The following is a 26,601-nucleotide window of genomic DNA, read 5'->3' on the forward strand; positions in this document are numbered from 1 at the left end:
GCGAATCTTTGCAAGATTTCCACCACTTTTGTGTGACCTTTACCCCATAAAGCAAAAATAGGGAATGGCGCCACTGTGGCACTAGTTGCTATTTTCCCCCGTTAACTAGCACAATTGGGGCGTGAATTTGCGCATTGGACACTACGATCTCCCCTCCCCCGTCATCCTCGCCCCGATGGCGGGGGTAACCAACGTTGCCTTCCGCACGTTGTGCCGCGAGCAGGAGCTGCAACGCACCGGCACGGTGTCGGGCCTCTATGTCTGCGAGATGGTCACCGCCCGCGCCTTGGTGGAGCGCAATGAAAAGACGCTGCACATGACCACCTTTGCGCCACAGGAAGATCCTCGTTCCCTCCAGATCTATACGGTGGATCCGGAATATACCTACAAAGCCGCAAAGATGATCGTCGACGAAAACCTGGCGGACCACATCGATATGAACTTTGGTTGCCCAGTTCCCAAGGTGACCCGCCGCGGCGGCGGTTCCGCGCTGCCTTATAAGCGACGCCTCTTTGGCAATATCGTCTCCGCCGCGGTCAAGGCCACAGAGGGCACCAATATCCCGGTCACGGTAAAAATGCGCGTAGGCATTGACGACGAGCACCATACGCATCTCGACGCCGGGCGCATCGCCGTCGAGTCCGGCGCCGCTGCCGTTACCCTGCACGGCCGCACCGCCGCTCAGCGCTACTCTGGCGAAGCACGATGGGACGAAATCGCGCGCCTCAAAGAGCATCTGGCGGATACCGGCGTGCCAGTGCTGGGCAATGGCGATATCTTCCGCGCCGAGGATGCCCGCCGCATGATGGAACAAACCGGCTGCGACGGCGTGCAGGTAGGCCGCGGCTGCCTTGGCCGCCCGTGGCTTTTTGCTGAGCTCGGCGCCGCACTGCGCGGCGAATCCATCCCGGCAGAGCCCACCCTGGGCGAGGTCACCCAGGTAATCCTCCGCCACGCGGAGCTGCTGGCCGAGCACGATGGTGAGGACAATGCTTCCCGCGATATCCGCAAGCACATCGGTTGGTACCTGCGTGGTTTCCCGGTTGGTGGCCAGGTCCGCGCGGGCTTAGCCCAGGTCAATTCCCTCGATGCCTTGCGTGAGCTCCTTGCACCTTGGGCAGAGTCCGACGCCCTGGCTGCCGACGCCGACGGAGCCCGCGGCCGCCAGGGCTCCCCATCCAAGGTGGCTTTGCCGGATGGTTGGCTCGACGATCCAGAAGACGACTGCGTTCCGGTAGCCGCTGACATTATGAACTCCGGCGGATAACCTAACAAAGGTATAAGAGCAGCTAGGGGCACTCAGGAAACCTGCATTTATGCTCCACTTAAGTTGCGCAAGCGTCGAAATTTTTCGCTATTATCTTTGGCATGCGTGCCGCTTACAGGGAACACCTAGACAATTTCTCCCACGACCTCATCGTGATGTGCGATACCGTACGCGACATCATGGATAAGGCCTCCTTGGCGCTGCTGCAAGGCGCCTTGGACTCCGCGGAAGATGCCCTCACCATGGCTGAGGAGCTAGATGAGATCCGCGCTCGGTGCTCTGAGCGTGCTGTAAAACTCTTGGCCCTGGAAAACCCCATGGCTCAGGATCTCCGCCAGGTTGTCTCCTCCATCTATATCGTGGAGGATCTCTACCGGATGGGCCGGCTTTCCCAGCACATCGCGGACTCCGCGCGCCGCCGCCACCCTGACGCCGTGGTACCGGCGAATTACATCGGCTACTTCGAGGAAATGTACCGTCTCACTGAAGAAATGGGGTCGGTCCTGCACGATATCCTCGTCACCCCTGATGCGGATTTGTCCGTCAACCTCCGTGCCGACGATGATGCGGTGGATGATATCAACTCCCATATTCTGCGCATCCTGACTCAGCGCGAATGGGAAGGCAGCGTGCGTGAAGCAGTTGAGACCTCACAAATTACGCGTTACTACGAGCGCTATGCGGACCACTGCGTCTCCGTGGCCGGCCACATCATCTATCTGACCACGGGTCTTTTGCCCAATGCCTATGCCAAGAAGCTAGAAGAGGACAAGAAGGACGCCGAATTTGAAGCACGGATGGCAGATCTCGAGCGTCAGTTCCGCCGTTAGACGGATTTAAGCACCAAAGAAGGGGGGCCGGTTCTTTCGAACCGGCCCCCCTTCTCTCGGACAATCTCTCTTACTCTTTAGCCGAAGCGGCCAGAGATGTAATCCTCGGTCTCCTTCTGGGAAGGATTCTCAAAGATCTTGGTGGTGTCATCGAACTCCACCAGGTGGCCCGGCTTACCGGTTGCTTCCAGGGAGAAGAAGCCGGTCTTATCGGATACGCGGGCAGCCTGCTGCATGTTGTGGGTCACGATCACGATGGTGAAGTTTTCCTTCAGCTCGTGGATGAGGTCCTCCACGGCGAGGGTGGAAATCGGGTCCAGTGCGGAACAAGGCTCGTCCATGAGCAATACCTCTGGCTCCACGGCGATAGCGCGGGCGATGCACAGACGCTGCTGCTGACCACCGGAGAGGCCGCCGCCTGGCTTATCCAGGCGGTCCTTAACCTCATCCCACAGGTTGGCGCCGCGCAGGGACTTCTCCGCGACTTCCTTGAGCTTCTTCTTGTTCTTTTCACCGGACAGCTTCAGACCTGCCACCACGTTGTCCTCGATGGACATCGTCGGGAACGGGTTAGCCTTCTGGAAGACCATGCCGATGGTGTTGCGTACGGATACCGGGTCAACCTTCGGTCCGTAAATATTGGTGCCATCGAGCAGGATTTCGCCCTTCACGGAGGCGCCGGGGATGACCTCGTGCATGCGGTTGATGGTGCGCAGCACGGTGGACTTACCACAGCCGGAAGGGCCGATGAATGCGGTCACGGCCTGGGCTGGAATCTGCATATTCACGTTCTGCACGGCGTGGAAGTCGCCGTAATAAATGTTCACGTCATTGAGCGCGAGCTTAGACATTTGGGAGTTTCTCCTCTAGCAAGTGTATGGCGGAATCGAGTGGTACGGCGTTTACTTCTTAACCGAGAACTTCGCGGAAACGATGCGGGCCGCAATATTGAGGACGGCGATGAGGATAACCAGCGTCAACGCTGCGCCCCAGAGCTTGTCCAGTACGGCGGGCTGTGCGCCGGCCTTGTACATATCCAGCATCATCAGCGGGAGCGAGGACTGCGAGCCCTTGAAGGCGTCCCAATTGATGACGGAAGAGGAACCAACCAAGACCAGCACCGGCGAGGACTCACCCATCACGCGGGCAATCGCCAGCATGATACCGGTGACGATGCCGGACAGTGCGGTAGGCAGAACGATGCGAGCGATGGTCTTCCACTTCGGAACGCCGAGTGCGTAGGACGCTTCACGCAGGTCCATGGGGACCACGCGCAGCATCTCTTCGGTATTGCGCACCACAATCGGAATCATCAGCAGCACCAGGGACAGCGCCACGGCGAAGCCGGAGCGGCCGAAGCCGAACAGGGTGATCCACATGGCGAAGATGAACAGGGCCGCAACGATGGAAGGCACACCGGACAGGATGTCCACCATGAAGGTGGTGATGCGGCCGAGCCAGCCGCCCTTGGAGTACTCCACCAAGTAGATGGCGGTAAAGATACCGATCGGGATAGAGATAATGGAGGCCAGAATGGTCTGGACGAAGGTACCAACGATGGCGTGAGCGGCACCGCCGCCGGCAGAGCTATTCATGATGCCGCGCTGGGAGGCGGTCCACCACTCAGGGTTGAGGATGACGCCACTGCCGCGGGCGATGAGTTCCCACAGAACCCACACCAGCGGAATCATGGCCAGAATCATTGCGCCCCAGACCACCGCGGTGGCGATGTTATTGGTCATCTTGCGGGAGCCGGAGATATCCAGGAAGGTCGCGCCGCCTTGGGAGGCAGGCTTGGCATTAGTAGTCGTAGTCATTGATCCTCCCCTCCTTACTTATTCTTCACGATGGCGCGGGCAATTGCGTTGACCACGAAGGTCAGCAAGAACAGCATGAGGCCGGCGGCGATGTAGGCACCAGCGCGCATCTCGTTACCGAACTCGGCAGATGCCAGGGCGATGGCCGTGGCGAAGGTCGTGCCGCCGTCGAAAAGCGAGAAGCGGAAGTCAATCAGCGGGGAGACAACCATGTACAGCGCCATGGTCTCACCCAGTGCACGGCCCAGGCCGAGCATGGAGCCGGCGATGTAGCCGGACATACCGAATGGCAGAACGGTCATGCGGATAACTTCCCAGCGGGTAGCGCCCAGAGCCAGGGCGGATTCCACCTGGCCCGGAGGGGTCTGCACGAAGACTTCGCGCGCGGTAGCAGCGATGATCGGCAGAATCATCACGGCAAGCACGATGCCACCGGTAAACAGGTTGCGGCCGGTTGCAAACGACGGCGAGTTATCGAAGACGTGGAACAGGAAGAAGCCACCCGCCCAGGATTCCATCCAGGAGTAGAAACCGGACAGTGCCGGGCCAAGAACCTGCCAACCCCACAGGCCGTAGACGATGGACGGAACTGCAGCGAGCATGTCCACGAGGAAGCCGAGCGGCTTAACCAAGCGGGCAGGCGCGTAGTTGGACAGGAAGATGGCGATGGCTAAGGCCACCGGCATAGCCAGCAGAAGGGCGAAGACGGAGATGAGAACGGTGGTACCGAACATGGTCGGGATACCGAACTTCATCGCGGAGGTATCGGTGGTCTCCCATCGTCCGCCATAGGTGAAGAAGCCCATGATGCCGCCGTCGTTAACGCCTAGGGCGGGAACCGCACGCCACAGCAGGAAGGCGGCAATGGCGGCAATCATAACGGTGATGAGGGTTGCCGAAGCAGTGGACAGGAATTCAAAGACACGGTCGCCTGGGCGCTTAACGCCGCTATTGGAGCTGGTGGTAGCTACCTCGTCGTGTCCGCTGTTGGAGACTCGCTCGGCAGAGGTGGCGTTTGCATCCGTCTGCTCTGGAGCCGTGGTGAGATTATTGTCTGCCATGAGACTGTTAATCCTTTTCAGCGTTAAAAATGGAAAATATCGTTACATACCTGCGCCCCCAAAGCGCGAATCGTGTGCGGCAGTGGGGGCGGGGAGGTATTAAGCTATTGCAGCTTTAGCGCTTACTGCAGAGCGTCAACAGCAGCCTTCAGCTTGTCCAGGTGTGCACCCTCAACCGGGATGAATCCCTGCTCAGCCAGCTGGTCATCCTGGTGATCCAGGACGGTGGTGAAGAAGGACTTGACCAGCTTGGAGGTCTCCTCATCGTAGCCCTTGGAGCAGACGATGTTGTAGGTGGTCAGAATGAGCGGGTATGCACCCTCGTTGTCGGAGGAGAACAGTGCCTCGGAGTCAACAACCATGTTGTGCTCGGAGTCGGTCTTCTTGAACTCCAGGTTCTCCAGAGCCTTGTTGACGGACTCGGTGGACAGCTCAACCGGGCCGTGGCCGAAGTCGATCTTGGCCTTCTTGACGCCCTCGCCTTCCTTCTGGTCTGCGAAGCCAGCCTCGACGTAGGTGATAGCACCATCGATGCTTGCAACCTGGTCAGCAACGCCGGAGGAGCCGTTAGCACCCTCACCAACAGAGTCTGGGAACTGCTTGCCCTCGGAGTCCCAGTCACCGGTAGCGGCCTTCAGGAACTTCTGGAAGTTTGCGGAGGTACCGGACTCGTCAGAACGGAAGATGACGGTGATGTCCTTGTCCGGCAGGTCAGTGCCCTCGTTATCAGCAGCGATGGCCTTGTCGTTCCACTTCTTGATTTCGCCCTTGAAGATCTTGCCCAGGGTCTTGGTGGAGAGGTTAATCTCGGTGTCACCCAGGTTGTAGGCGATTGCAACCGGACCGATGGTGGTTGGCAGGTGCCATGCCTCGTTGCCATCGCAACGCTTAGCAGCAGCCTCGACCTCACCCTCGTCTTCCTTCAGAGCGGAGTCAGAACCAGCGAAGTCAGCCTGGCCATTGGTGAAGGCCTCAACGCCGGCGCCGGAACCGGAAGCGTTGTAGGACAGGGAAGCGTCTGGGTGATCCTCGGAGAACGCGGTCTGGAAGTAGGACATTGCGTTCTGCTGGGAGGATGCGCCGTCACCGACGAGCTCGCCGGAGACGTCCTCGCCGCCAGCGGAATCGGAGGAGGAGCCAGACTCCTCAGAGCAAGCTACGAGAGCGGTGGAGGTTGCGGCTACGATGCCGAAGATTGCGGCAGTGCGCTTGAAGTTGCGAATCACGGGAAAACCCTTTCCGGTGCAGATCAGAGATTGATTGTCCGAGGAAACCGCATCTCCTAGAGAGATACTTCCTGCATCCCGCTCCGCCTTCTGGGGCGAGATGCAGGCGCACAGGTGCGGTTAACTCACAGGGTGTAAAGCTATCCGCAGGATCTGACCAAAAGGGTGCCAAGAGGTGAACACTGGGTGAACAAACGTCGTGCACCCCATGACGTTAGTCACACACGCCCCATACGACGTGCTCTTCATCGACTTCAAAGCCTAGGCGCTCATACGCCTTCAGCGCCGGATCATTATCCGCTTCTACATAAAGAATTACCCGCTGAGCTCCCTTTTCCACCATGCGGCGCAGGCCGATTTGCAGCAGCGGACCTCCCAACTTCTTGCCGCGGTAATCTTCCGCCAAGCCCACCACGTAGACCTCACCGAAGCCCGGAGTTTCCTCCGCATGCCACTTGGTCCAGTGGAAGCCGGCCAGCGCCGGCTCATCTGCCATATCCCATAGGAAAAGCAGGTCAGCGGGATCGAACCAGTCCGCCTCCATGCCGCGGTGCAGGCGATCAAGATCCCAGCCGCCTTGTTCGGGATGCCAGGAAAAGGCCTCGTTATTTACCTTGAGCCACTGCTCTTCCACAAAATCCGTGCCCCACTTATCCACCGCTTCGGTGTAATTCAGGGCGGTCAGTGGCAAGCCTTCGGGGCGCGCAGCTGCTGCGAGCTCTTCTCCCCCGATACCCATGACCACCAGCTTGCGGGTGACCTGCAGATCGCGGGAGTGCGCCAGCGCCTGTGCCGCCGGCAGGTTTCCGTGGGCCCAAGCTTGCAGGTTGGGGGTCTTAGCGGCGGCGTCGTAAAGCGCGGCACCATAGCCCTGCCCACGGAAGTCAGGGGCAATGAATAGCTCGGCGGTAGAGCCCTCCAGACTGGCTACGCCGCATGGCTCCTCCCCTGCCCAGGCCACCAGGTGGCGGTGCTGCAAGCGGGAATCGCTAAGACCGTTGAGGAATTGCTCCGACAGCGGCGCCATCCCATCCTGGCGTTCGGCCTGCTCAGCCAGCGCTTTTACGCGGCGAGCCAGCTCCGGGGCGTCCGGCAGTTTTTCTTCCGTAATCTTAAAGGCATTGCTAGTCATAGGCCCCAGAATACGTAGGGTAAGAATGAAAGGGTGAGTGTTCTAAAGATTGACCGGCGCATCGTGCACGTCCTCCTCGTGGTGTGCGTGCTGATTGCGGCCTGGGTGGCGGATGCCTGCGTGGCTATGCACACGGAACACAAGGTGGCTCAAGCCGTGAAAGCCAATTCGCGGCTGGATAATACGCCGGATGTCTTCATCGGCGGCACCCCCTACGTGTGGGCGGCGGCTTCGAAGGAAATCCCTTATCTCGAGGTCAAGGCGCTGGACGTGGAGGTGCCCAAGCTGGGCATGGTCAACGCTTCGACCGTACTGCGCGATATCACCGTCACCCCAGAGCAGGTCATGAACGGAGATATTGAGGGCGCGCCGGTTTCCACCTACTCGCGCGGCATTTCCTTGGATGGTGTGGCCCTGGGCCGCCTGTTGGGAATTACCAATCTCTCGATTGCTAACCCGGACGATATTTCCCCCTCCGGTGGCACCTCTGCAGAAGCAGAGCTAACGGGCACCCTGCCTGGCGACGCCCACAAGTCCACCGCCAAGGTCACCCTCCGCCTGGTTGGTCCGGAGTTTCGCATGCAGGTCTATGACACGGACGATGAGCGCCTACAAAAGGCCTTTTCCCTCAACTTCGACACCCGCCAGCTGCCGCTTCCGGCGCAAGCGACCGCGGTAAAGATGCAGGGAGGAACCATTTCCTTCGAGGTACAGCGCCGCAATATCAAGGTGCAGCTGGCCCAGCTCTCCCCGCTAGAGATTGAAGGCTCGGAGCAAAAGGCCGTGGAAGAGGCGGAAAAGAAGGCCGCCGATACCAAGCACCGGGTCGGCCCCGCGCCGCAGACTAGCGCAGGCGAATAAAGTCCCGGAGAACTTCCTTCATCGTGCGCTGATGGGCCTCCCGCCTATCCTGCGGGGCGAATACCTCGATGGCATCCTTCACAGAGGCCAAGGTAACCGCGTCAAAGCGTCCCTCTGATTCTCCGTCGGCTTGGAAGCGCTGCGGTTCGCGGCAGACTAGCTCTACCCGCATGGCGTCGTCGAAGGCCACCGTCTTTTCTTTGGTGAGCTTATTGAGCCATCCGCGCTTATCGGCACCGAAGAGGTGCAGCAGGCCGACGACGCCACCGAGCCCGCTAAATTCCTCCAGCCCAAAGAGGGCAAGGCCCTCGTCAAAGGAATTGCGCGGATTAGTTACTACCGGCAGCGGGCCTAGGAAGGTCCACGGGTTGGTATTGGAGGTAAACAGCAGTGGCACATCGTCCTTGCGCAGCTGCTCGCCGCTGCTGGATTCGGCCGTTACTGCGATATGCGGTGGGTTCTTCCGCGCACGGCTCCAGGCCCGAATGGCGACGTTGAGGTAGCGCAGCGGAGTTGCCGAAAATCCCTGCTCACGAGCGCGATCCACGCGGGCCAGGACATCCGCGTCCAAACCGAAGCCGGCATTGACGGCAAACCACCGCTCGTTCCACGTTCCTAGGTAGATGGTGCGGCGCAGATCCCGGTCGAGCATGCGAGCCAGCACATGGGTGGCCTCCATTGGGGTGTTGGGGAACCCTAGAGCGCGCACAAAGACATTGGCGGAGCCGGTAGGAATGACGGCCAGCGCCGGGATGGACTGCGGATCGGGGCGCTGCTCATCCGCCGGGCCGAGGAGTCCGTTGACTACCTCGTTAACGGTTCCATCTCCGCCCACAGCAATGATGACATCGTAGTCATCCCTGGTCATTCCCTTGACCATCTCTTCGGCGTGGCCAGAGTAATGCGTAAATTTCACCTTGAGGTGCAGGCCCTCTACCGCTTGTAGGCAGGGAACGATTTGGCGGAAGAGGGCGTTAGTTTGTGAGGTCGAGTTTGGATTCGAGATCATCAATGCGTGCACGAGGTCCAAGTCTAGTAGTTAAAAAGGCGGGTGCACGACTAGGCTGGACGCCCATGAGCGAAAATAATAATGAAACCACCCCTGAAAACATCGAAACTACCGCGGCTTCCCACCCGGAAAACGATCCTGGAAAGCTCAATGGCAACGATGCCGTGAACCAGGCTGCCGAGCAGTGGAAGGACGCTGCTAGCCGCAATATTCCTGCTCTCGAGCTGGGCGATACCCCGGTACCGGACGATACCGCGAACCTGCGCCAGGGCCCATCGCTGCACGACGGCCTGCTGGGACTACTCCCCCTTGTGGGCGTCTGGCAAGGCGAGGGCCAGGCCCACGATACGAAGGGCCAGGAGTACACCTTTGGCCAGCAGCTGGTCATCGCCCACGACGGCGAGAATTACCTGACCTTTAGCTCCCGTACCTGGAAGATCGATACCGAAGGCAAGCCGGAAGGCCCATCTGTGCGCGAGACCGGCTTCTGGCGTATCTCGGAAAAGGATGAAATCGAGGTCACCTACACCTCTTCTACCGGCATCGTGGAAATCTTCTACGGCGAACCCTTCAATGACCGCGCATGGCAGCTGGAATCCGCCTCCACCATGGTCACGGAAACCGGCCCGAAGAACCTAGGCCCAGGCAAGCGCATGTACGGCCTCATGCCCAATAACAATCTGGGCTGGGTAGACGAGCGCATGGTGGATGGCGAGATGCGCCCCTACATGTCGGCGGAGCTCACCCGCATCGCCGGCTAAGCCCCAAGCGCTGCATCAATAAGGTCTCGGATGACGTCCACGTTATCCGGGGCCTTTAATTTTTTGTCATTCAACCGGGTGACACGCGCCGCAACGCGCACCGAGGACACCAACCACACCGAGTCCGCCTTTTCCAGATACTCCACGGTCAGCGGCTTGGCCTTGCAGCGATAGCCTTTTTCTTTGGCGTGCGCGAAGAGCGCCGCTTGCGTGGTGCCGGGCAGGATGCCGCGGCCGGCCGCAGTGCGCAGTTTCTCGCCCTTGACGGCCACCACGGTTGAGGTCGCCCCCTCGAGAATTTCTCCGGTGTCCGGGTCGGTGAGGATGAGATCCTCAAAGCCCTTCTCCCGCGCCATGCGCAGCATCGCCATGGTGGCCGCGTAATTGAGGGTCTTGGCGGGCAATTCCTCCGCCACGTGCCACAGGCGGGGGCTTGTCATGACGGCGACGCCGTGGGCGCGCTGCTCTAGGACCTTGTCTTCAATCGGCTGCACAACAACCCACGCGCTCGGCCGCCCCGTGGAGGCGCGCCCGCGGGTATAGGTCCACGTGCATTTAGCATCACCTTGCTCGTCCCCGCAGAAGTCCGCGATGGCGAGCCGGGTGGCTTCTTCCCACTTGTCCATGGGCGGCTCCGGCAGGTTCATCGTGCGGGCTGAATCGCAGAAGCGCTGCGCGTGGCGCTGCAGGTTAGCGGCTTTGCCTCCTCGCACGAGTAGGGATTCAAAGATGCCATCGCCGCGGGTGACCGCGGCATCGTCCGCGTAGACGAGAGGCAGCGCGGGCATGTGCCTGCGTACCGACCCTCCAAAGGGCTCCACAACGTAGATGACCGGCTCTTTTCGCGGCGAAAACTTCATACTTTTGATTATGCCCTACCATCGGTAGTTGTGAGTTATTCTTCGCCTCTTCTGCAGCGCGCCGGTGCCGCGGAGCACCAGGACGCGACCGTACTCGATGCCCAGGGCGTGGCCTGGCACTATGGCAATCCGCTGGGCGAGCAACGGGCCGCCGATGGCGGCACCATCGTCATTGACCGCTCCCAGCGCCGCGTCATTCGCGTGAGCGGCAAGGATGCCGCCGAGTTTCTGAATAATCTGCTGTCACAGAAGCTTGACGACGCCCCCGTGGGTTTCACCGCCGGCGCCCTCGACCTGGACATCCAAGGCCACATCCTCCACCACATGGATATCGTGCGGACCGACGATGCCTTTCTTATTGACGTCCCCGGGGCGCAATTCGACTCCCTCTTTAAGTTCCTCACCATGATGGTCTTTTGGTCCGAGGTCACCGTAGAGGAAGCCGATATCGCCATCCTTACCCTCCTGGGTGAGGCCGATGTTTCGCTTCCGCCCATGGTGGAGTTTTCCCGCCAGGTCCCGTGGCCAGGTATTAAGCGCGTTGACCTTGGCATTCCTCGCGAATCCTTGGTCGAGGCAACGAAACACCTGGAGGAATCCGGTGCACGGCTAGCGGGGCTCATGGCGTTTACCGCCGAGCGCGTGCGTGCCCGCGAGCCGGAGCTGGCAGCGGATCTGGATAATAAGTCCATCCCCCACGAGGTGCCGCAGTGGATCAGCCGCAGCGCCGCTAATCCGGCCCACGTCCACCTCAATAAGGGCTGCTACCGCGGCCAGGAAACGGTGGCGCGCGTAGAAAATCTGGGCCGCTCCCCTCGCCTATTGGTGCAGCTGCACCTCGACGGCTCCGCGCCACAACGGCCAAATGTGGGCGATGACATTACTTTCAATGGACGTAAGGTAGGCCGCATCGGCACGATTGTGGATGACTGCGATTTCGGCCCCATCGCCCTAGGCCTAGTGAAGCGCTCTGCGCTGGACGCCGGCACCCTAGAAGTAGGCGATACGGCGGCGTCTATCAATCCTTCCTCCATCCCCGAGGATGAGGGCCCCAAGGCTGGGCGTGAGGCAGTAAACCGGCTGCGAGGGCGTTAGATCTCCCACTAGCTAGGGGGCGGTGCGGAATTTTTTCGTCACACAGGCTATTGTGTCTTACAGGAAGATACTCAATAGACAAGTCGATGGGGCGCCCAAGAATCCCTGGCGCGCCCTACTAACCCAAGGGGGTCATGCACATGGGACGCGGACGCGCAAAGGCAAAGCAGACCAAAGTTGCACGCCAGCTCAAGTACAACTCACCCGAGATGGATATCGAGTCCCTACAACGGGAACTCGCCGCACAGCAAGAGGGTGACTCCCGCGATTATGAAGAGGATGACCCATACGCCGACTACGTCGACGAATGGGATGATGCCGACCGCGACGAACGCTAATCTTCCGCTCGCCGCCGGATAGCTCAAGGGCCCTAGGAAATCTCCTAGGGCCCTTCCTCATACCCTCCCCTGGCAGGGGCAGGGCCCTGCTAGAAGTTCGGGTGCTCGCCGTGCATGACCACGCGCGGTTCCTCGCCGGAAGCGGAGCGGACGGTGCCCAGCTCCCACGCATCGATGTGGCGTGCGGTAAGCATTGCTAGGGCACGGTCGCGGTCTTCAGGATTGACTACGGCAATCATGCCGACGCCCATGTTGAAGGTCTTCTCCATTTCCGCCAGATCCACCTTGCCCACCGAGGAGATGAGCTTGAAGATCTGGCCTGGGGTCCAGGTGGCGCGGTTAATATCGGCCGCTAGGCCTTCTGGAATGACGCGCTCGAGATTGCCAGCCAATCCACCACCGGTGACGTGGCAGAAGGTGGATACGGAGCACTCGCTGGCCAAAGCCAGGCAGTCCTTGGCGTAAATGCGGGTAGGCTCCAGCAGCTCCTCACCGAGGGGGCGGCCAAGCTCCTCCACGTGGCCGTCGAGAGGCATGCCGGCCTGCTCCAGCAGGACGTGGCGGGCCAGGGAGTAACCATTGGAGTGTAGGCCGGAAGAGCCCATAGCGATGAGCACGTCGCCATCACGGACCTTGTCTGGGCCGAGTACCCCATCGGCCTCAACGACGCCGACCGCGGTGGCGGAAACATCGTATTCGTTTTCTTCCATCATGCCGGGGTGCTCGGCGGTCTCGCCGCCCAGCAGCGCGGCACCGGCCTGCACACAGCCCTCGGCGATGCCCTTGACTACCTCGGCTACCTTTTCCGGCACGACCTTGCCCACGGCGATGTAGTCCTGCAGGAAGAGTGGCTCCGCGCCGCAGACAACGAGGTCATCCACGCACATGGCGACGAGGTCGATGCCGATGGTGTCGTGCTTGTCCATGGCCTGGGCCACGGCCAACTTGGTGCCGACGCCGTCAGAGCCGGCGGCCAGGATGGGCTCCTTGTAATCGCCGAGCTTGAACAGGCCGGCGAAGCCGCCAAGACCGCCCAGAACCTCAGGGCGGGTGGCACGCTTAGCGTGCGGGGCGAAAAGTTCTACGGCGCGGTCACCCTCTTCGATGCTGACGCCGGCTGCTGCGTAAGTATTGTCACTCATGGTTTCAGGTGTCCTTTGTTATTCGGTGCCGAGCAGGGTGCGCACGGCGTCTGCATTGGAGTTTCCGGCGGGCAGGCCAAGAGGGTACTCGCCCGAGAAGCAGGCGGTGCACAGCTCGGAACGGGGCTGCTCGGTGGCGGCCACCATCTCCTCAATGGAGACAAAGCCCAGGGAATCGGCGCCGATGGTGTCACAGATTGTGGCGCAGACGGTTTCCGGATCGTCGGAGGGGCTGGCGTTAGCGATCAGCTCGCCCGGGGAGGCGAAGTCGATGCCGTAGAAGCACGGCCACTTCACTGGCGGGGAGGCGATGCGCACGTGCACCTCGGCGGCGCCGGCCTCGCGCAGCATGCGGATGAGCGCGCGCTGGGTATTGCCGCGGACGATGGAATCATCCACCACGACGAGCTTCTTGCCGTTGATGACTTCACGCAGCGGGTTGAGCTTCAAGCGGATGCCCAGCTGGCGCAGGGTTTGGGTGGGCTGGATGAAGGTGCGGCCCACATAAGCGTTCTTGACCAAGCCGTGGGCGAAGGTGATGCCGGATTCGCGGGCATAGCCCACGGCGGCCGGATTGCCGGATTCGGGAACCGGGATGACCAAGTCCGCGCCCTCGGCCGGGTACTCACGGGCCAAGCGGCGGCCAATGTCCACGCGGGAGGCGTTGACGGAACGGCCCTTGATATCGCTATCCGGGCGGGCCAAGTAGACGTATTCGAAGACACAGCCGTGGCGCTTGGCCGGCGCGAAGTTCACGGAACGGATGCCAGCCTCATCGATGGCGACGAGCTCGCCGGGCTCAATCTCGCGGATGAACTGAGCGCCGCAGATATCGAGCGCACAGGTCTCGGAGGCCACCACCCAGCCTTTGGCCAAGCGGCCGAGGACCAGCGGGCGCACGCCGTGCGGGTCGCGCGCGGCGTACATGGTGTGACCATCGGTAAAGGTTAGGCAGAATGCGCCCTTCACGCGCGGGAGGAAGTCACGGGCGGAGTCGAAGACGGAGGTGTCTTCATCCACGCCGTCAGCAAGCAGCATAGACAAGCACATGGAGTCAGATACGGACTCCTCATGGGGCTTAATCAAGCCGCGCTGCACGGCTTCTTCGCGCAGCTCCAGGTAGTTGATCAGGTTGCCGTTGTGTCCAAGGGCGATGTCTACCCCAGTGGAGGAGGTAGAAAACATCGGCTGGACATTGGACCATTCCTTGCCGCCGGCGGTGGAATAGCGCGTGTGGCCCACCGCTACGTTTCCTTGGAGGGCGGACAGGGTGGACTCATCAAAGATATTGGCCACCAGGCCCATATCCTTGAAGACGACGATGCGGTCATCATCGCCCACCGCAATGCCGGCAGCCTCCTGGCCACGGTGCTGCAGGGCGAAGAGACCAAAATAGGTCAGCTTGGAGACTTCCTCCCCGGGAGCCCAAACGCCATAGACGCCGCATTCTTCGCGGGGCTCCTGCTCATTCTGATCGTCAAGATTGGTGATACTAGGAGTATGTACTTCTACCACGGCGTTGAGTTTAGCCTGTCGCGCCGCCGGAAACTAACGGAATGAGCGGCAACCACTGCGCGATTTCGCCCGCGCGGGAGCCAGAAGCATCCACGCGACCAGTACTTACGGCCTCCTCCCAGTCCGCCAATCCGGTGGCAAGGCGCAGCCAGGTTTCCGGATCAGTCTCCACCACATTGGGTGGGGTGCCGCGGGTATGGCGGGGCCCTTCAATGCATTGCACCGCAACAAATGGGGGTACGCGCAGCTCCACGGAATGGCCCGGCGCGTCGGCCTCGAGGGTCCGGGCGGTGCGACGGACGGCGTCGGCAAGCAGGGCTCTACCTGGCTTATCATGCTCCGCCGGGGCGGCAATCCAGTCTTTGATGGCCATGACGGCCGCGCGGGTGACAGCGGGATCGACGGGCTTTTTCATAGCTACATCATAACTACTGTTATCTTGTTGTTTATGTCACCTACGCCTTCCGTTGCGGAAAATCAGAAATCGCCGGCGCTGACGCTGCGCTTTATGGCATCGCCAACCGACGTCACCATGGCCGGCGCCACCGGCATCAGCGGTGGCCGCGTTCTGGAATGGATTGACAAGGCGGCCTATGCCTGCGCCGTGCAGTGGTCCGGCCAGTACTGCGTGACCGCATACGTGGGCCATATCCACTTCACCCGGCCGATCCCTTCCGGGCACATCGTGGAGGTGCGCTCCCGCATCGCCATGACCGGCCGTTCCTCCATGCACATCGTCAACGAAGTGCTCTCTGCCGACCCGCGCGAAGGCATTTTTACCCGCGCCTGCGATTGCCTGGTCATCTTCGTAGCCAAGGACCCTGCCACCGGCAAGTCCACCCCGGTGCCGCCCTTCGTTCCGGAGACCGATGAGCAGCGCCGCGTCGAGGAGGCCGCCAAGTCCCGCATTGAGCTGCGCCAGGCCATCGAGGCGGAGATGGAAAAGCAAACCTACAACGGGCCTTCCGACGCCCCGCGCATGGTCAACCGCTTCCTGGCCAAGCCCACCGACGTCAACTGGGGCGGCAAGGTCCACGGCGGCACGGCTATGCAGTGGATCGATGAGGCCGGTGCAGCTTGCACCATGGAGTGGTCCGCGGAGCGCACCGTAGCCGTCTATGCCGGCGGCATCCGCTTCTACCGCCCGATTTCCATCGGTGACCTCATTGAGGTCGACGCCCGCATGATGCGCACCGATACCCGCTCCATGCAGATGTCCATCCACGTCCGCTCGGGCAACCCCCGCGGCGGCCGCGATAACCTGCAGACCGCCATTCATGCCACCGTAGCCTATATCGCCCTGGACCACGATGGACAGCCGCAGGTGGCCCGCCCCTTCCACCCGCATACCGAGGAAGACAAGCGCCTGGCCGAGCACGCCACTCTCCTGCGCGGGCTGCGCGCCAAGTATTCACCGAAGCCGCTAGTGGTGGCGCCGACGAATCAGCACATCGATTAAGCAGCCCCCTGAACCACGACCATCCACACCGCGACAAGGTGCACCACCGCCGCCGCGATGGTCGCGGTGTGGAAGTGCTCGTGGTAGCCGTAGTAACGCGCATTGCGGCCTGGCCACTTAAAGCCATAGACCAGCGCGCCTAGCGAGTACACCACGCCGCCGGCGAAGAGCAGCCAGACGACGGCCGCACCAGCCTGCGTCCACAGCGTGGGCAAGAGCGGTAGCACCAGCCAGCCCAGCGCTAGGTAGACCACCACATCCAACCAGCGCGGGTGGTTGATCCACACCAAGTTGAGCACCACACCCAAGATTGCCCCGCCCCAAGCGACGGCCAGCATCCACGCCGCTTGCACCGGCGAAAGCACAATGAGACACAGCGGCGTGTACGTCGCCGCAATAAACACCGAGATGGTCGCGTGGTCCGCCCTCCGCCACCACTGCACGGCACGCGCACTAGCCCAGGGGTAGCGGTGGTAGAGCGCCGAGACGCCGAAAAGCCCGACCAGCCCCACTCCGTAAACAGTTACACCAAGCCCCTGCCACCACTGCAGCGTCATCCACGCATAGGTAATGAGCACGGTGGAGGCAATCACCGACAGCAATGCTGCAATCGCATGTCCCCAGCCACGGCTTAGCGGCCTTGGCCCTCGATCGGCCATCCAATAAGTGCGCTGGACAAGGCCCGGCCCCGGCGCGCTATTCGCATGAATCTGTGCCACGGCGGCACCTCCCTTCTGCTGCCCCACAACGGATAACTTACGATACCGTAAGTGTACGGGTGCAGGCAGAGGCCTTCAAGGGACACCTACTAGAAAAGCATCTCGTTCTCTTTCAGGCAAGGAACCTAACCATAAGAAAAGCCCAGCCGAAGCTGGGCTTTTCGCGTTTCCGCGTCGTTGTGCGACGAGAGTGCGGGGCGGTTTACTCCACTACGGAGTTAGCGCCCACAGCGTGGTCGAAGAGGTCCGGCAGGGTGGCGGACCAGGCGGAGACCAGCTGGGAGATGGCGACGGACTCGCCGCCGAGGGTAAGGGCGCCGGTTTCGGTGGTCTCGCCAACGATGGCGGCAGGAATGCCGAGCTCGCCGGCGCGGGCAAGCACTTGATCGGCGCGGTCAGCGGTGGTGGCCACGAGCACGCGGGAGGCGGACTCGGAGAAGGCGGCGACGAACTCGTCCTCGTGGACCGCGGTGAGGTCTAGATTGAGGCCGAGGCCGGCGCCGTCGGCAGTAGCACCGGCGCGCTTAGCCATCTCAAAGGCGGTAACGGCAAGGCCACCCTCGGAGATATCGTGTGCTGCAGTGAGCAAATCATTGCCGTGGAAGAACTCGGCCAGGCGCTTCTCGTTGGCCATGTCTACCTGCGGCGGCAGGCCATTGAGGGAGGAAGCCTCGGAGGTATCGGCGCTCACCTGTTGCCAGATGGAGCCGCCGAACTCGTCCTTGGTTTCACCCAGGGCGATGAGAACTTCCTTCTCTCCCACGGTGCCCAGCTCGTTGCCGATGGCCTTGTGCACGTCATCGATAACGCCGAGCACACCCACCACCGGGGTAGGCAGGATCGGCTCTTCGCCGGTCTGGTTGTAGAAGGAGACGTTGCCGCCGGAGACGGGGATGGAAAGCTCCACGGCGGCGTCGGCAAGCCCATGCACAGACTCGCGGAACTGCCACATAACATCGGGGTTTTCCGGGGAGCCGTAGTTCAGGCAGTTGGTAATCGCGACGGGCTTGGCGCCGGTGACGGCGACGTTGCGGTAGGCCTCCGCCAGCGCGAGGCGGGCGCCCATGTTCGGATCCAGCTTGGTGTAGCGGCCGGACGCATCGGCAGACACGGCCACGCCGCGGCCGGTCTCCTCATCGATGCGCAGCACGCCGGCATCCGCATGGTGGGTCTGGACGGTATTGCCGCGCACGTAGCGGTCATACTGGTTCATGATGAAATCGCGCGAGCACAGCGCCGGGGAGGACACGAGCTTCTGCAGGGACTCAACCAGGCCGCGCTTGTCGGTGCCCTGGTACTTCTGCAGCTCATCCTGCCACTCCGGGCGGGCATACGGGCGGTCGTACTCCGGAGCCTCGTCCGCAATGGTGCCGGCCGGGGCATCCACGACGACCTCGCCCTGGTGGCGGATGACCAGGTGGTTACCCTCGGTGACCTCGCCGATCTCGGCGCAGGTGACGTCCCAGTGCTCGCAGATTTCGCGGAACTTCGCCACGTTCTCCGGAGCCACAACGGCGCACATGCGCTCCTGGGACTCGGAGGCGAGGATCTCGGCCGCGGTCATATTCTGCGCACGCAGCGGCACGTTATCGAGGTTGACCTCCATGCCGCCATCGCCGGAGGCAGCCAGCTCGGAGGTGGCGCAGGCCAGACCCGCGCCGCCCAAGTCCTGGATTCCTACGACCACGCCAGCGTGGTAGAGGTCCAGGCAGCACTCGATGAGGACCTTCTCTGCGAAGGGGTCGCCCACCTGCACGGCCGGCAGCTTGCGCTCGGCGCCGTCCTCGAAGGTATCGGAGGCCAGCACGGACACGCCGCCGATGCCATCCAGGCCGGTGCGGGAACCGAAGAGCATGACCTTATTACCCTTGCCAGATGCAAAGGCCAGCTTCAGGTCATCGACCTTGAGGGTGCCCACGCACAGCGCATTGACCAGAGGGTTACCGGCATAGGTCTCATCAAAGACGGTCTCGCCACCAATATTGGGCAGGCCCAGGGAGTTGCCGTAGCCACCCACGCCGGAGACCACGCCGGGAAGGACGCGCTTGGTATCGGGGGCGTCGGCAGGCCCAAAGCGCAGCTGGTCCATCACGGCAATTGGGCGAGCGCCCATGGCCATAATGTCGCGGACGATACCGCCCACGCCGGTGGCCGCACCCTGGTAAGGCTCCACGTAGGAGGGGTGGTTGTGGGACTCCACGCGGAAGGTCACCGCGTTGCCGTCTCCGATATCCACCACGCCAGCGTTCTCACCAATGCCGGCGAGGATCTTCTCCCCCATCTCCTCGGTCATGGTCTCGCCAAAGTAACGCAGGTGCGTCTTGGAAGACTTATAGGAGCAGTGCTCGGACCACATGACGGAGTACATGGTCAGCTCCGCATCGGTGGGGCGACGGCCCAAGATATCGTGGATGCGCTGGTACTCGTCGTCCTTCAGGCCGAGTTCCGCGTAGGGCTGCTGTTCGTCCGGGGTGGACTGCGCCTTTTCTACGGTGTCATTATGAACGGTCATGAAAATGGCCTCCTTAAACCGCCGGCGCCTGGGCGACGGCCTTGATGGCGGATACGAAAAGTCCCAGTCCGTCGGTGGATGGGCCGGTTAGCGTGTCAATGGCGTGCTCGGGGTGCGGCATAAGGCCGACGATGCGGCCGGACTCATCGCTCACACCGGCAATGCCGTTGACGGAACCGTTGTAATTATCGGTATAGCGGAAGACCACGCGGCCCTCGCCCTCGATGCGAGCGATGTCATCATCGCCGGCCTGGAAGCGGCCCTCGCCGTGCTTGGCCGGCACCAGGATCTTCTGGCCCTGCTCAAACTCGCTGGTCCATGCGGTGGTGGAATTGGCCACCTCGAGGTAGGTATCGGTGCAGTGGAAGTGCAGTCCCTTATTGCGGGTCAGCGCGCCTGGCAGCAGGCCCGCCTCGGTAAGGATCTGGAAGCCATTGCAGATGCCGAGCACCGGCATGCCCTGCTTCGCACGATCGATAACGGACTGCATCACCGGCGCGAGCGCGGAAATCGCGCCCGAGCGCAGGTAGTCACCATAAGAAAAACCGCCCGGCACTACTACCGCATCCACGCCGTGCAAATCGGTATCTGCGTGCCAAAGGTTTTTCACCTCTGCGCCGGCGGTGCGGGCAGCGCGAGCGGCATCCACATCATCCAGGGTTCCGGGGAAAGTGATTACTCCGATTGTGGCGGTCACTTACTTGACCTCCAGCCCAACAACCTCGTAGTCTTCGATGACGGTATTGGCCAGCAGCGTGGCGGCCACCTTATCTAGGTCATCTGCGGTGACGGAGTCATCGACCTCGAGCTCGAAGCGCTTTCCCTGGCGCACATCGCTGACACCGGATACCCCGATGCGACCCAGCGCGCGGACGACGGCTTGGCCCTGCGGATCCAGAATTTCCGCCTTGGGCATGACATTGACAACTACACGAGCCATGAAATATTTGCCTTACTGTATGGGGCTTTGGTCTGCGCGGCTTAGTTTAGTTGGCACCCCCGCCTTTTACCTAGACTCACCCCCGCAGTGTGGGTTTCACCCCGGTTGGGCAAACTCTACGTGAACCCCAAACGACGCTCTGGCAAACTTCGGCGTGCGCTCCAGCCTGGCCCGGCGCGGCGCTCTACTAATAGACGACGCACACTGTCGCTCTCTTTTTAAGGTTGAACCTATGTCTTCTCGCCGCCTCGGCGCGCTGGCACTTGCCACCGCCTTGTCTTCTGCCGCCCTTGCCGTTCCTACTGCCACGGCCGCAATCGATGGCTCCGCTGCCGTCATCTCCGAGGTCTACGGGGGCGGCGGGAATAAGGGCGCTGCCTTCGCCCATGACTTCATCGAGCTCTATAACCCCACCGATGCCCCGATTGACCTGACCGGCTACACCGTGGAGTACTTCTCCGCCTCCGGCAATACCGGTGGCAAGGTGAAGCTTTCCGGCACGATCGCGCCGCACGGCTACTTCCTGGTGCAGGGCGCGGCCGGCAATGGCGCGGGCGAGGCCCTGCCTGCCCCAGACGCCGAGGGCAACCTCAACATGTCCGGTTCCAAGGGCTCCGTGCAGCTTGCCGACGCCACCGGTACCCCCATCGATGCCATCGGCTACGGCGCCGCTTCCCTCAAGGAAGGCACCGCCGCCGCGGGCCTGTCCAATGCCAAGTCCGCCTCCCGCGACGCCGAGGGCACCGATACCGATAACAACGCTGCCGACTTCACCACCGGCGCCCCTACCCCGACCAACTCCGGCAACGAGGCCCCCGCCCCGCAGCCTGAGAATCCGGCCGAGCCCGCACAGCCGGCCCCCGAGGGCGTCACTGCCATCGCCGATATCCAGGGCACCGGCGCCGAATCCCCGCTCAAGGACCAGACCGTGGCCACCGAGGGCGTCGTCACCGGCGTGTGGACCGAAGGCGGCCTTAATGGCTTCACCATCCAGACTGGTGGCACCGGCGCCGAGGCCACCGATGCTTCCCAGGCCATCTTTGTCTACATGGGCGATAAGCCGGCCGACCAGTACCCAGCCCTGGAAGATTCCGTCGAGGTAACCGGCAAGGTCTCCGAGTTCTTTGGCTCCACCCAGCTCACCGCCTCCACGGTCACACAGCTCGATACCCCACTGGAGAAGGTCACCCCACTCAAGGTGGATCAGCTTCCCGATGGCAACGAGGCCCGCGAGCCCTTCGAGCACATGCTCATCCAGCCCGGCGAGCACACCGTGACCAATAACTACTCGCTCAACCAGTACGGCGAGGTCGGCCTCGCCCCGGGCAAGGAAGCCTTCCGCCAGCCTTCCGATATCTTCTCCCCCTCCACCGATCCCAACTCCGATATCCAGAAGCTCACCAAGGACAACGCCGATAAGTTGGTCACCCTGGACGATGGCCGCACCCGCGACTATCTCAAGACCGACCAGAATACCCCGCTGCCGTACATCGCCCAGGATGATGCCCAGACCATCAAGTCCCTGCGCACCACCGATACCGTGTCCTTCCAGCACCCGGTCATCGTGGGCTTCTCCCACGACCAGTGGCGCTTCCAGCCCACCACCCCGGTCACCGGCAACACCAAGGGCGCAGACCTGCCCATCTCTTGGGAGGATTCCCGCGCGGCCGAGCTCCACGCCATCGATGACGTCAAGGGCGAGTACACCATCGGCGCCTTCAATGTGCTGAACTACTTCACCTCCCTGGGCGAGGAATTCGGCGGCAGCGCCTACACCGACCGCGAGGGCAATAAGGTCACCGTCAACCGCGGTAAGACCCGCGGCGCCTATACCCAATCCGCGCTGGAAGACCAGGAGCGCAAGATCGTCGCCGCCATCAACGGCCTCGATGCCGACGTCATCGGCCTTTCCGAAATCGAAGATGGCTACGCCGTCACCGGTGACTTCGCCCAGCGCGATAAGGCCTTGAAGCACCTGACGGAAAAGCTCAACGAGGCCGCCGGCTCCGATAAGTGGGCCTTTGTCCCCTCGCCTTCCCAGGACGCCGTACCGGACTCCCCAGACGTCATCCGCACCGCGTTCATCTACCACAAGGATGTGGTCAAGCCCGTCGGCGAGTCCCGCATCTTCCAAGATGATCGCTTCACCGGCACCGCCCGCGAGCCTCTCGCCCAGGAATTCCAACCGCTAAAGGAGGGCGAGGAGTCCTTCGTTGCCGTAGCCAACCATTTCAAATCCAAGGGCTCGGTGGCCAAGGGCGACGCCGACTCCGGCGACGGCCAGGGCAATAACCCGAACGTCCGCAACGCACAGGCCCAGGCCGTCCTCGATGCCCTCCACAAGCAGGAAGACTGGAAGGACAAGCCGCTTTTCGCCCTGGGTGATTTCAATACCTATACCCACGAGACCGCGCTCGACGTCTTCCGCAACGACGGCTTCACTGTCCCCGCCGAAAAGTATGGTGCCGATCCCTCCTACCAGTTCTCCGGCCTGCTTGGCACCTTGGATCACGTGCTGGCCAACGAGGTTGCCACCGGCACGCTTGACGACGCCCAAGTGTGGAACATCAATGCCGACGAACCCGTCGCCTTCGAGTATTCCCGCCGCAACTACAACATCGTGGATTTCTACGATGACTCCCCATTCCGCGCCTCCGACCACGATCCGGTCAAGGTCGGCTTCACCCTCGGCGCAGACGACTCCGCCGACCAGCCGGATGCTCCTGCGGACAAGCCTTCCGATGAGCCAGGTAAGCCAGAGGACAAGCCCTCCGAGAATCCTTCTGAGAAGCCGGATAAGCCTACCTCCGGCTCTAGCTCCAGCACCAGCTCCGTCGGTGCAGGCATCGCCGCCGCCATCGCGGCCATCGCTGGCCTCGTCGCCATCCCTGGTTTCCTCGCCGTGACCGGCAACCTCCAGAAGGCCATCCCGGCCCCCATCTGGGTCATGCTGCCAAAGGAAGTGAAGAACTTCATCACTAGCCTGCAGCGCTAACCTCCCACAAACGCAAACCCCGCTCGCTTTTGGATAAATCCCAAGCGGCGGGGTCTTAATTTTTGTGATTTCAACGATTTCGTCCATATAAACCACCGCAACCGTCGACGGAAATGGGCGTTTATATGGACGAAAATCGCGAAGCTGTGCTTATTGCTCCGCGGATCCTCTGACGAGGGAATGCGCAGGCTATTTTGGAAGGTAAGCGCCGTAATCGGCAGGGGTCGCGCCGGCGTTGATGGCCCGGTCGGCGGCTTTGACGAAGTCATTGATTACTTTGCGGTCATCCAGGTTGCGGCCGGAAACCGAAAGGCGGACCGTATTGCCGCGCTGGGCGGAGCGCTCAGCAGCGCGAATAATGTTCTTGCGCCACCACTTGGCGGAACCAAAGCCTTCACCGAAAGAAAGGTTGCGGGCTTGGTGGAACTTACCGGAATTAATCTGGAGGATGCCGCGGGTGGAGGCGGCTACCTCAAACTTGAACTGCGGCAAGACCTGCAAGGTGCCGGGCGACATGCGCCAGCGAGGGGGCGCAAAGATGGTGGGCTCGAAGCCAATCTTGGCCATCTGGCGGGTAGCTCCGGCGAGGCGCAACTTCGCCTCGTGTGAATCGAGGTTGGCGAATTCCGCGCGGCGGCCCTGCACCGAGCGATCGAAACCGTTCAGGATAAGAACGCGGCCGGCATCGGCTTGGTCTTGGAGCCACTTTTTGGTGTCTTTGTCTTTGGCGAGGTGCCAGTTGCCGTCGATATGCGGGGCAATCAGCAGGGAAACAGGAATCTCCTCCCGATCAAGGATCGAGAGGAGCCGGCTAGCCTGCTTCCGTGTGTCATCAAAGATGCTGGAGATAGATACCAGAAGGTGGCCATTCATAAGGAAAATTATCGCACAGGAATTTAGGATTCGCGCGTTGGCCCCCTATCCGGGTTTTACTTCTCCAAGCCGGTGGCCTTGTTGATGGTCCACGCGTACTCGAAGGCATTCTGGCGCCACTTTTCATAGCGACCGGACACGCCGCCATGGCCCGCGGCCATTTCGGTTTTGAGCAAGAACTCGCCGCCGGTGGCCGTCGTTCGCAGCTGGGCGATCCACTTGGCCGGCTCAACATAGAGCACGCGGGTGTCATTGAGCGAGGTAATGGCCAGGATGTCCGGGTAGTCCTTAGCCTCGATGTTTTCGTACGGCGAGTAGGACTTCATGTAGTCATAAACCTCTGGGTCGTGGTACGGGTCGCCCCACTCCTCCCATTCAGGCACCGTAAGTGGAAGCTCCGGCATGAGAATGGAGGTCAGCGGATCGACGAACGGCACGACGGCCTGGATGGCGGTGAAGCGATCCGGGGCCATATTGGCAATCGCACCCATGAGCATGCCACCGGCCGAACCGCCCTCGGCCACCATCTGGTCAGCGGTGGTCACCCCGCGGGCGATGAGGTCATCGGCGACATCGATGAAGTCAGTGAAGGTGTTTTTCTTCTTGAGCATCTTGCCGTCGTCGTACCAGGTACGGCCCATCTCGCCGCCGCCACGGACATGGGCCACGGCGAAGATCATGCCGCGGTCCATGAGGGACAGGCGGGTAACGGAGAATGCCGGATCCACGCTGACCTCATAGGAACCGTAACCATAGAGCAGGGTCGGATTCGGCTGAGTGCGGTCGAGGTCGGCGCGGTGGACAATGGATACGGGGATATCGGTGCCGTCGGCAGCCGTGGTCCACAGTCGGTAGGCCACATAGTCATCCGGGTTATAACCGCCGGGAACCTCCTGTTCCTTGAGCAGGGTAAATTCGCCGGTATCCACGCGGTAATCAAAGAGCTGGGAGGGCTGGGTGAAAGACACGTAGCTCACGCGCAGCACCGGTGCGTCCCACTCGGGGTTACCGGATACGGACACGGTGAAGAGTTCTTCGTCGAAGTCGAGCTCTTCGAATTCGCTAAAGCCGTCGTTCACGCGCATGATGGCGGCGCGGCCGATGCCGCCGCGGCGGTAGCCCACCACAATCTGATCGCGGTAGGTGTCCACGCCCTCGATGCGGGTGGTCTCCTCGTGCGGCAAGAGCGCCGGCAGCTCGCGTAGGGCGGGCAGCCCATCCCCGGCCTTGGTATAGCCAACCTCGAAGTTGGGGCCGGTGGCGTTGTGGGTGACGATCCAGTAATCCTCGCCCTTAACGACGGCGTGGTCGACGTCGTAGTCCACGCCAGATTCGCGCTCCCACAGCAGGCGGAATTCACCCTCGGGGTTGTCTTCTTCGAGGACCCACACCTCAGAGGTCACCTTGGAGCTCACGCCAAGGAAGAGGTATTTATCGGAGCGAGCGCTGCCGATGCCGACGTTGAAGTGTTCGTCTTCTTCCTTGAACACCTGCACGTCTTCGGACTGCGCGGTGCCGACCTTGTGGCGCCAGATGGCGTCGGGGCGCCATGCCTCGTCGACGGTCGTGTAAAAGATATAGCCGTCGCCGGCCCAGGTGGCGCCGTAGAAGATGCCCTTGAGGTGGTCGTCGAGAAGCGCGCCGCTTTCCAAGTCCTTAATGTAGAGCTCGAAGCGCTCGTCGCCGGCGAAGTCCACGGAATAGGCCAGGTAGCGGCCGGAATCAGAGATGGAGGCGGCGCCGAGGGCAAAGAAGTCCTTGCCCTCCGCCAGCGCGTTGGCGTCAAGGATAATCTCCTCGCCTGCCGGGGTGCCTTCCTCTGGGATAACCGGGGCGGTCCATGGGTCAGCCCCCTCCTCCACCGGGAGGCGGCAGGAGTAGCCATAGCTCTTGCCCTCCTCGGTGCGGCCGTAGTACCAGTACTCGCCGCGGCGAGAAGGCACAGACATATCGGTTTGCTTGATGCGGGACTTAATCTCCTGGAAGATATTCTCCGTCATCTCATCCAAGTGCGCGGTCTTCGCCTTGGTGTAATCATTTTCTGCGTTGAGGTAATCCAGGGTTTCCTGGGATTCCTTATCGCGCAGCCACTCGTAGTTATCCACGAACTCACGTCCGTGGAAGGAACGGGTCACGGGGTGTACGGCGGCCACGGGGGCGGAAAGATTCTCGTTGCTCATGCCGCCCCA

At 61.7% G+C, this 26,601-nt stretch carries 24 protein-coding genes; 8 read left to right on the forward strand and 16 right to left on the reverse strand.

Features of this window, described 5'->3' with window-relative positions; translation table 11 throughout:
- Positions 1 to 121: 121 nt before the first annotated feature.
- Together dusB and phoU are read left to right on the forward strand one after the other, a co-directional pair.
- Positions 122 to 1,267 (forward strand): tRNA dihydrouridine synthase DusB, encoded by a 1,146-nt coding sequence (gene dusB / locus ACKFRX_RS10520; protein ID WP_408927802.1) that lies wholly within the window; start codon positions 122 to 124, stop codon positions 1,265 to 1,267.
- 101 nt (positions 1,268 to 1,368) lie between these two features.
- A complete protein-coding gene (phoU, locus tag ACKFRX_RS10525) occupies positions 1,369 to 2,097 on the forward strand; it encodes a phosphate signaling complex protein PhoU (RefSeq protein ID WP_408927803.1) in 729 nt (242 codons plus the stop codon).
- A gap of 77 nt (positions 2,098 to 2,174) precedes the next feature.
- On the opposite strand, the gene pstB is transcribed toward phoU, so the two are convergent.
- The 5 genes from pstB to mshD form a co-directional block, all read right to left on the reverse strand.
- The gene (gene pstB, locus ACKFRX_RS10530; RefSeq protein WP_005330048.1) at positions 2,175 to 2,948 is read right to left on the reverse strand and encodes a phosphate ABC transporter ATP-binding protein PstB; all 774 of its coding nucleotides are present in this window, start codon (positions 2,946 to 2,948) and stop codon (positions 2,175 to 2,177) included.
- A 51-nt stretch (positions 2,949 to 2,999) separates the two neighbouring features.
- The gene (pstA, locus tag ACKFRX_RS10535; RefSeq protein ID WP_179386948.1) at positions 3,000 to 3,914 is read right to left on the reverse strand and encodes a phosphate ABC transporter permease PstA; all 915 of its coding nucleotides are present in this window, start codon (positions 3,912 to 3,914) and stop codon (positions 3,000 to 3,002) included.
- A gap of 14 nt (positions 3,915 to 3,928) precedes the next feature.
- The gene (gene pstC / locus ACKFRX_RS10540; RefSeq protein ID WP_049378494.1) at positions 3,929 to 4,975 is read right to left on the reverse strand and encodes a phosphate ABC transporter permease subunit PstC; all 1,047 of its coding nucleotides are present in this window, start codon (positions 4,973 to 4,975) and stop codon (positions 3,929 to 3,931) included.
- 122 nt (positions 4,976 to 5,097) lie between these two features.
- Complete coding sequence (pstS, locus tag ACKFRX_RS10545) at positions 5,098 to 6,201, reverse strand: phosphate ABC transporter substrate-binding protein PstS (protein ID WP_179386949.1); 1,104 nt, start codon at positions 6,199 to 6,201, stop codon at positions 5,098 to 5,100.
- A gap of 214 nt (positions 6,202 to 6,415) precedes the next feature.
- Positions 6,416 to 7,333, reverse strand: a complete 918-nt coding sequence (gene mshD, locus ACKFRX_RS10550) for a mycothiol synthase (protein ID WP_408919622.1) — start codon at positions 7,331 to 7,333, stop codon at positions 6,416 to 6,418.
- A gap of 33 nt (positions 7,334 to 7,366) precedes the next feature.
- Here mshD and ACKFRX_RS10555 point away from each other — a divergent pair, with 33 nt between their 5' ends.
- The gene (locus ACKFRX_RS10555; RefSeq protein ID WP_408927804.1) at positions 7,367 to 8,194 is read left to right on the forward strand and encodes a DUF2993 domain-containing protein; all 828 of its coding nucleotides are present in this window, start codon (positions 7,367 to 7,369) and stop codon (positions 8,192 to 8,194) included.
- On the opposite strand, the gene ACKFRX_RS10560 is transcribed toward ACKFRX_RS10555, so the two are convergent.
- Complete coding sequence (locus ACKFRX_RS10560; protein ID WP_408920052.1) at positions 8,178 to 9,203, reverse strand: diacylglycerol/lipid kinase family protein; 1,026 nt, start codon at positions 9,201 to 9,203, stop codon at positions 8,178 to 8,180. The genes ACKFRX_RS10555 and ACKFRX_RS10560 overlap by 17 nt on opposite strands.
- Positions 9,204 to 9,268: 65 nt before the next feature.
- Here ACKFRX_RS10560 and ACKFRX_RS10565 point away from each other — a divergent pair, with 65 nt between their 5' ends.
- Complete coding sequence (locus tag ACKFRX_RS10565) at positions 9,269 to 9,964, forward strand: FABP family protein (RefSeq protein WP_005325810.1); 696 nt, start codon at positions 9,269 to 9,271, stop codon at positions 9,962 to 9,964.
- Here the strand turns inward: ACKFRX_RS10565 and ACKFRX_RS10570 are convergent.
- Positions 9,961 to 10,824, reverse strand: a complete 864-nt coding sequence (locus tag ACKFRX_RS10570; protein WP_239278193.1) for an aminodeoxychorismate lyase — start codon at positions 10,822 to 10,824, stop codon at positions 9,961 to 9,963. The two genes, ACKFRX_RS10565 and ACKFRX_RS10570, sit on opposite strands and share 4 nt — an antisense overlap.
- A 30-nt stretch (positions 10,825 to 10,854) precedes the next feature.
- Here ACKFRX_RS10570 and ACKFRX_RS10575 point away from each other — a divergent pair, with 30 nt between their 5' ends.
- Both ACKFRX_RS10575 and ACKFRX_RS10580 read left to right on the forward strand, forming a co-directional pair.
- Positions 10,855 to 11,919, forward strand: a complete 1,065-nt coding sequence (locus tag ACKFRX_RS10575) for a YgfZ/GcvT domain-containing protein (protein WP_408927805.1) — start codon at positions 10,855 to 10,857, stop codon at positions 11,917 to 11,919.
- Positions 11,920 to 12,059: 140 nt separating this feature from the next.
- A complete protein-coding gene (locus ACKFRX_RS10580) occupies positions 12,060 to 12,257 on the forward strand; it encodes a DUF3073 domain-containing protein (RefSeq protein WP_193387586.1) in 198 nt (65 codons plus the stop codon).
- An 89-nt stretch (positions 12,258 to 12,346) separates the two neighbouring features.
- Here the strand turns inward: ACKFRX_RS10580 and purM are convergent, their stop codons facing one another.
- Genes purM through ACKFRX_RS10595 form a run of 3 tightly spaced genes read right to left on the reverse strand, consistent with a single transcriptional unit; the run spans position 12,347 to position 15,329 of the window.
- Positions 12,347 to 13,399 carry a phosphoribosylformylglycinamidine cyclo-ligase gene (purM, locus tag ACKFRX_RS10585; protein WP_408927806.1) on the reverse strand — a complete coding sequence of 351 codons (1,053 nt, stop codon included), beginning with the start codon at positions 13,397 to 13,399 and terminating at the stop codon, positions 12,347 to 12,349.
- An 18-nt stretch (positions 13,400 to 13,417) separates the two neighbouring features.
- Entirely contained in the window at positions 13,418 to 14,914 is a 1,497-nt protein-coding gene (gene purF, locus ACKFRX_RS10590) for an amidophosphoribosyltransferase (protein WP_005325804.1), read from the reverse strand.
- A 10-nt stretch (positions 14,915 to 14,924) separates the two neighbouring features.
- Positions 14,925 to 15,329 carry a sterol carrier family protein gene (locus ACKFRX_RS10595; protein WP_408919620.1) on the reverse strand — a complete coding sequence of 135 codons (405 nt, stop codon included), beginning with the start codon at positions 15,327 to 15,329 and terminating at the stop codon, positions 14,925 to 14,927.
- Positions 15,330 to 15,362: 33 nt separating this feature from the next.
- Here ACKFRX_RS10595 and ACKFRX_RS10600 point away from each other — a divergent pair, with 33 nt between their 5' ends.
- Positions 15,363 to 16,373 (forward strand): acyl-CoA thioesterase, encoded by a 1,011-nt coding sequence (locus ACKFRX_RS10600; protein WP_408927807.1) that lies wholly within the window; start codon positions 15,363 to 15,365, stop codon positions 16,371 to 16,373.
- Here ACKFRX_RS10600 and ACKFRX_RS10605 read toward each other — a convergent pair.
- From ACKFRX_RS10605 to purS, 4 genes are all read right to left on the reverse strand, one after another.
- Positions 16,370 to 17,032 carry a PAQR family membrane homeostasis protein TrhA gene (locus tag ACKFRX_RS10605; RefSeq protein WP_284868304.1) on the reverse strand — a complete coding sequence of 221 codons (663 nt, stop codon included), beginning with the start codon at positions 17,030 to 17,032 and terminating at the stop codon, positions 16,370 to 16,372. The two genes, ACKFRX_RS10600 and ACKFRX_RS10605, sit on opposite strands and share 4 nt — an antisense overlap.
- Before the next feature lie 262 nt (positions 17,033 to 17,294).
- Positions 17,295 to 19,604 (reverse strand): phosphoribosylformylglycinamidine synthase subunit PurL, encoded by a 2,310-nt coding sequence (purL, locus tag ACKFRX_RS10610; protein WP_408919618.1) that lies wholly within the window; start codon positions 19,602 to 19,604, stop codon positions 17,295 to 17,297.
- A 13-nt stretch (positions 19,605 to 19,617) separates the two neighbouring features.
- Positions 19,618 to 20,301, reverse strand: a complete 684-nt coding sequence (purQ, locus tag ACKFRX_RS10615) for a phosphoribosylformylglycinamidine synthase subunit PurQ (RefSeq protein ID WP_296970938.1) — start codon at positions 20,299 to 20,301, stop codon at positions 19,618 to 19,620.
- Complete coding sequence (gene purS, locus ACKFRX_RS10620) at positions 20,302 to 20,544, reverse strand: phosphoribosylformylglycinamidine synthase subunit PurS (protein ID WP_005325790.1); 243 nt, start codon at positions 20,542 to 20,544, stop codon at positions 20,302 to 20,304.
- A gap of 232 nt (positions 20,545 to 20,776) precedes the next feature.
- On the opposite strand from purS, the gene ACKFRX_RS10625 reads away from it, so the two are divergent.
- Positions 20,777 to 23,539: an ExeM/NucH family extracellular endonuclease gene (locus tag ACKFRX_RS10625; protein ID WP_408927808.1), complete on the forward strand. Its 2,763-nt coding sequence runs from the start codon at positions 20,777 to 20,779 to the stop codon at positions 23,537 to 23,539.
- Between the two features lie 189 nt (positions 23,540 to 23,728).
- Here the strand turns inward: ACKFRX_RS10625 and ACKFRX_RS10630 are convergent, their stop codons facing one another.
- Both ACKFRX_RS10630 and ACKFRX_RS10635 read right to left on the reverse strand, forming a co-directional pair.
- Positions 23,729 to 24,412: a DUF2334 domain-containing protein gene (locus ACKFRX_RS10630; RefSeq protein WP_005325788.1), complete on the reverse strand. Its 684-nt coding sequence runs from the start codon at positions 24,410 to 24,412 to the stop codon at positions 23,729 to 23,731.
- Positions 24,413 to 24,468: 56 nt separating this feature from the next.
- A complete protein-coding gene (locus ACKFRX_RS10635) occupies positions 24,469 to 26,592 on the reverse strand; it encodes a S9 family peptidase (RefSeq protein WP_408919616.1) in 2,124 nt (707 codons plus the stop codon).
- Positions 26,593 to 26,601: the final 9 nt, after the last annotated feature.

It is taken from the genome of Corynebacterium tuberculostearicum (assembly GCF_046097465.1).
Classification (GTDB): Bacteria; Actinomycetota; Actinomycetes; order Mycobacteriales; family Mycobacteriaceae; genus Corynebacterium; species Corynebacterium tuberculostearicum_I.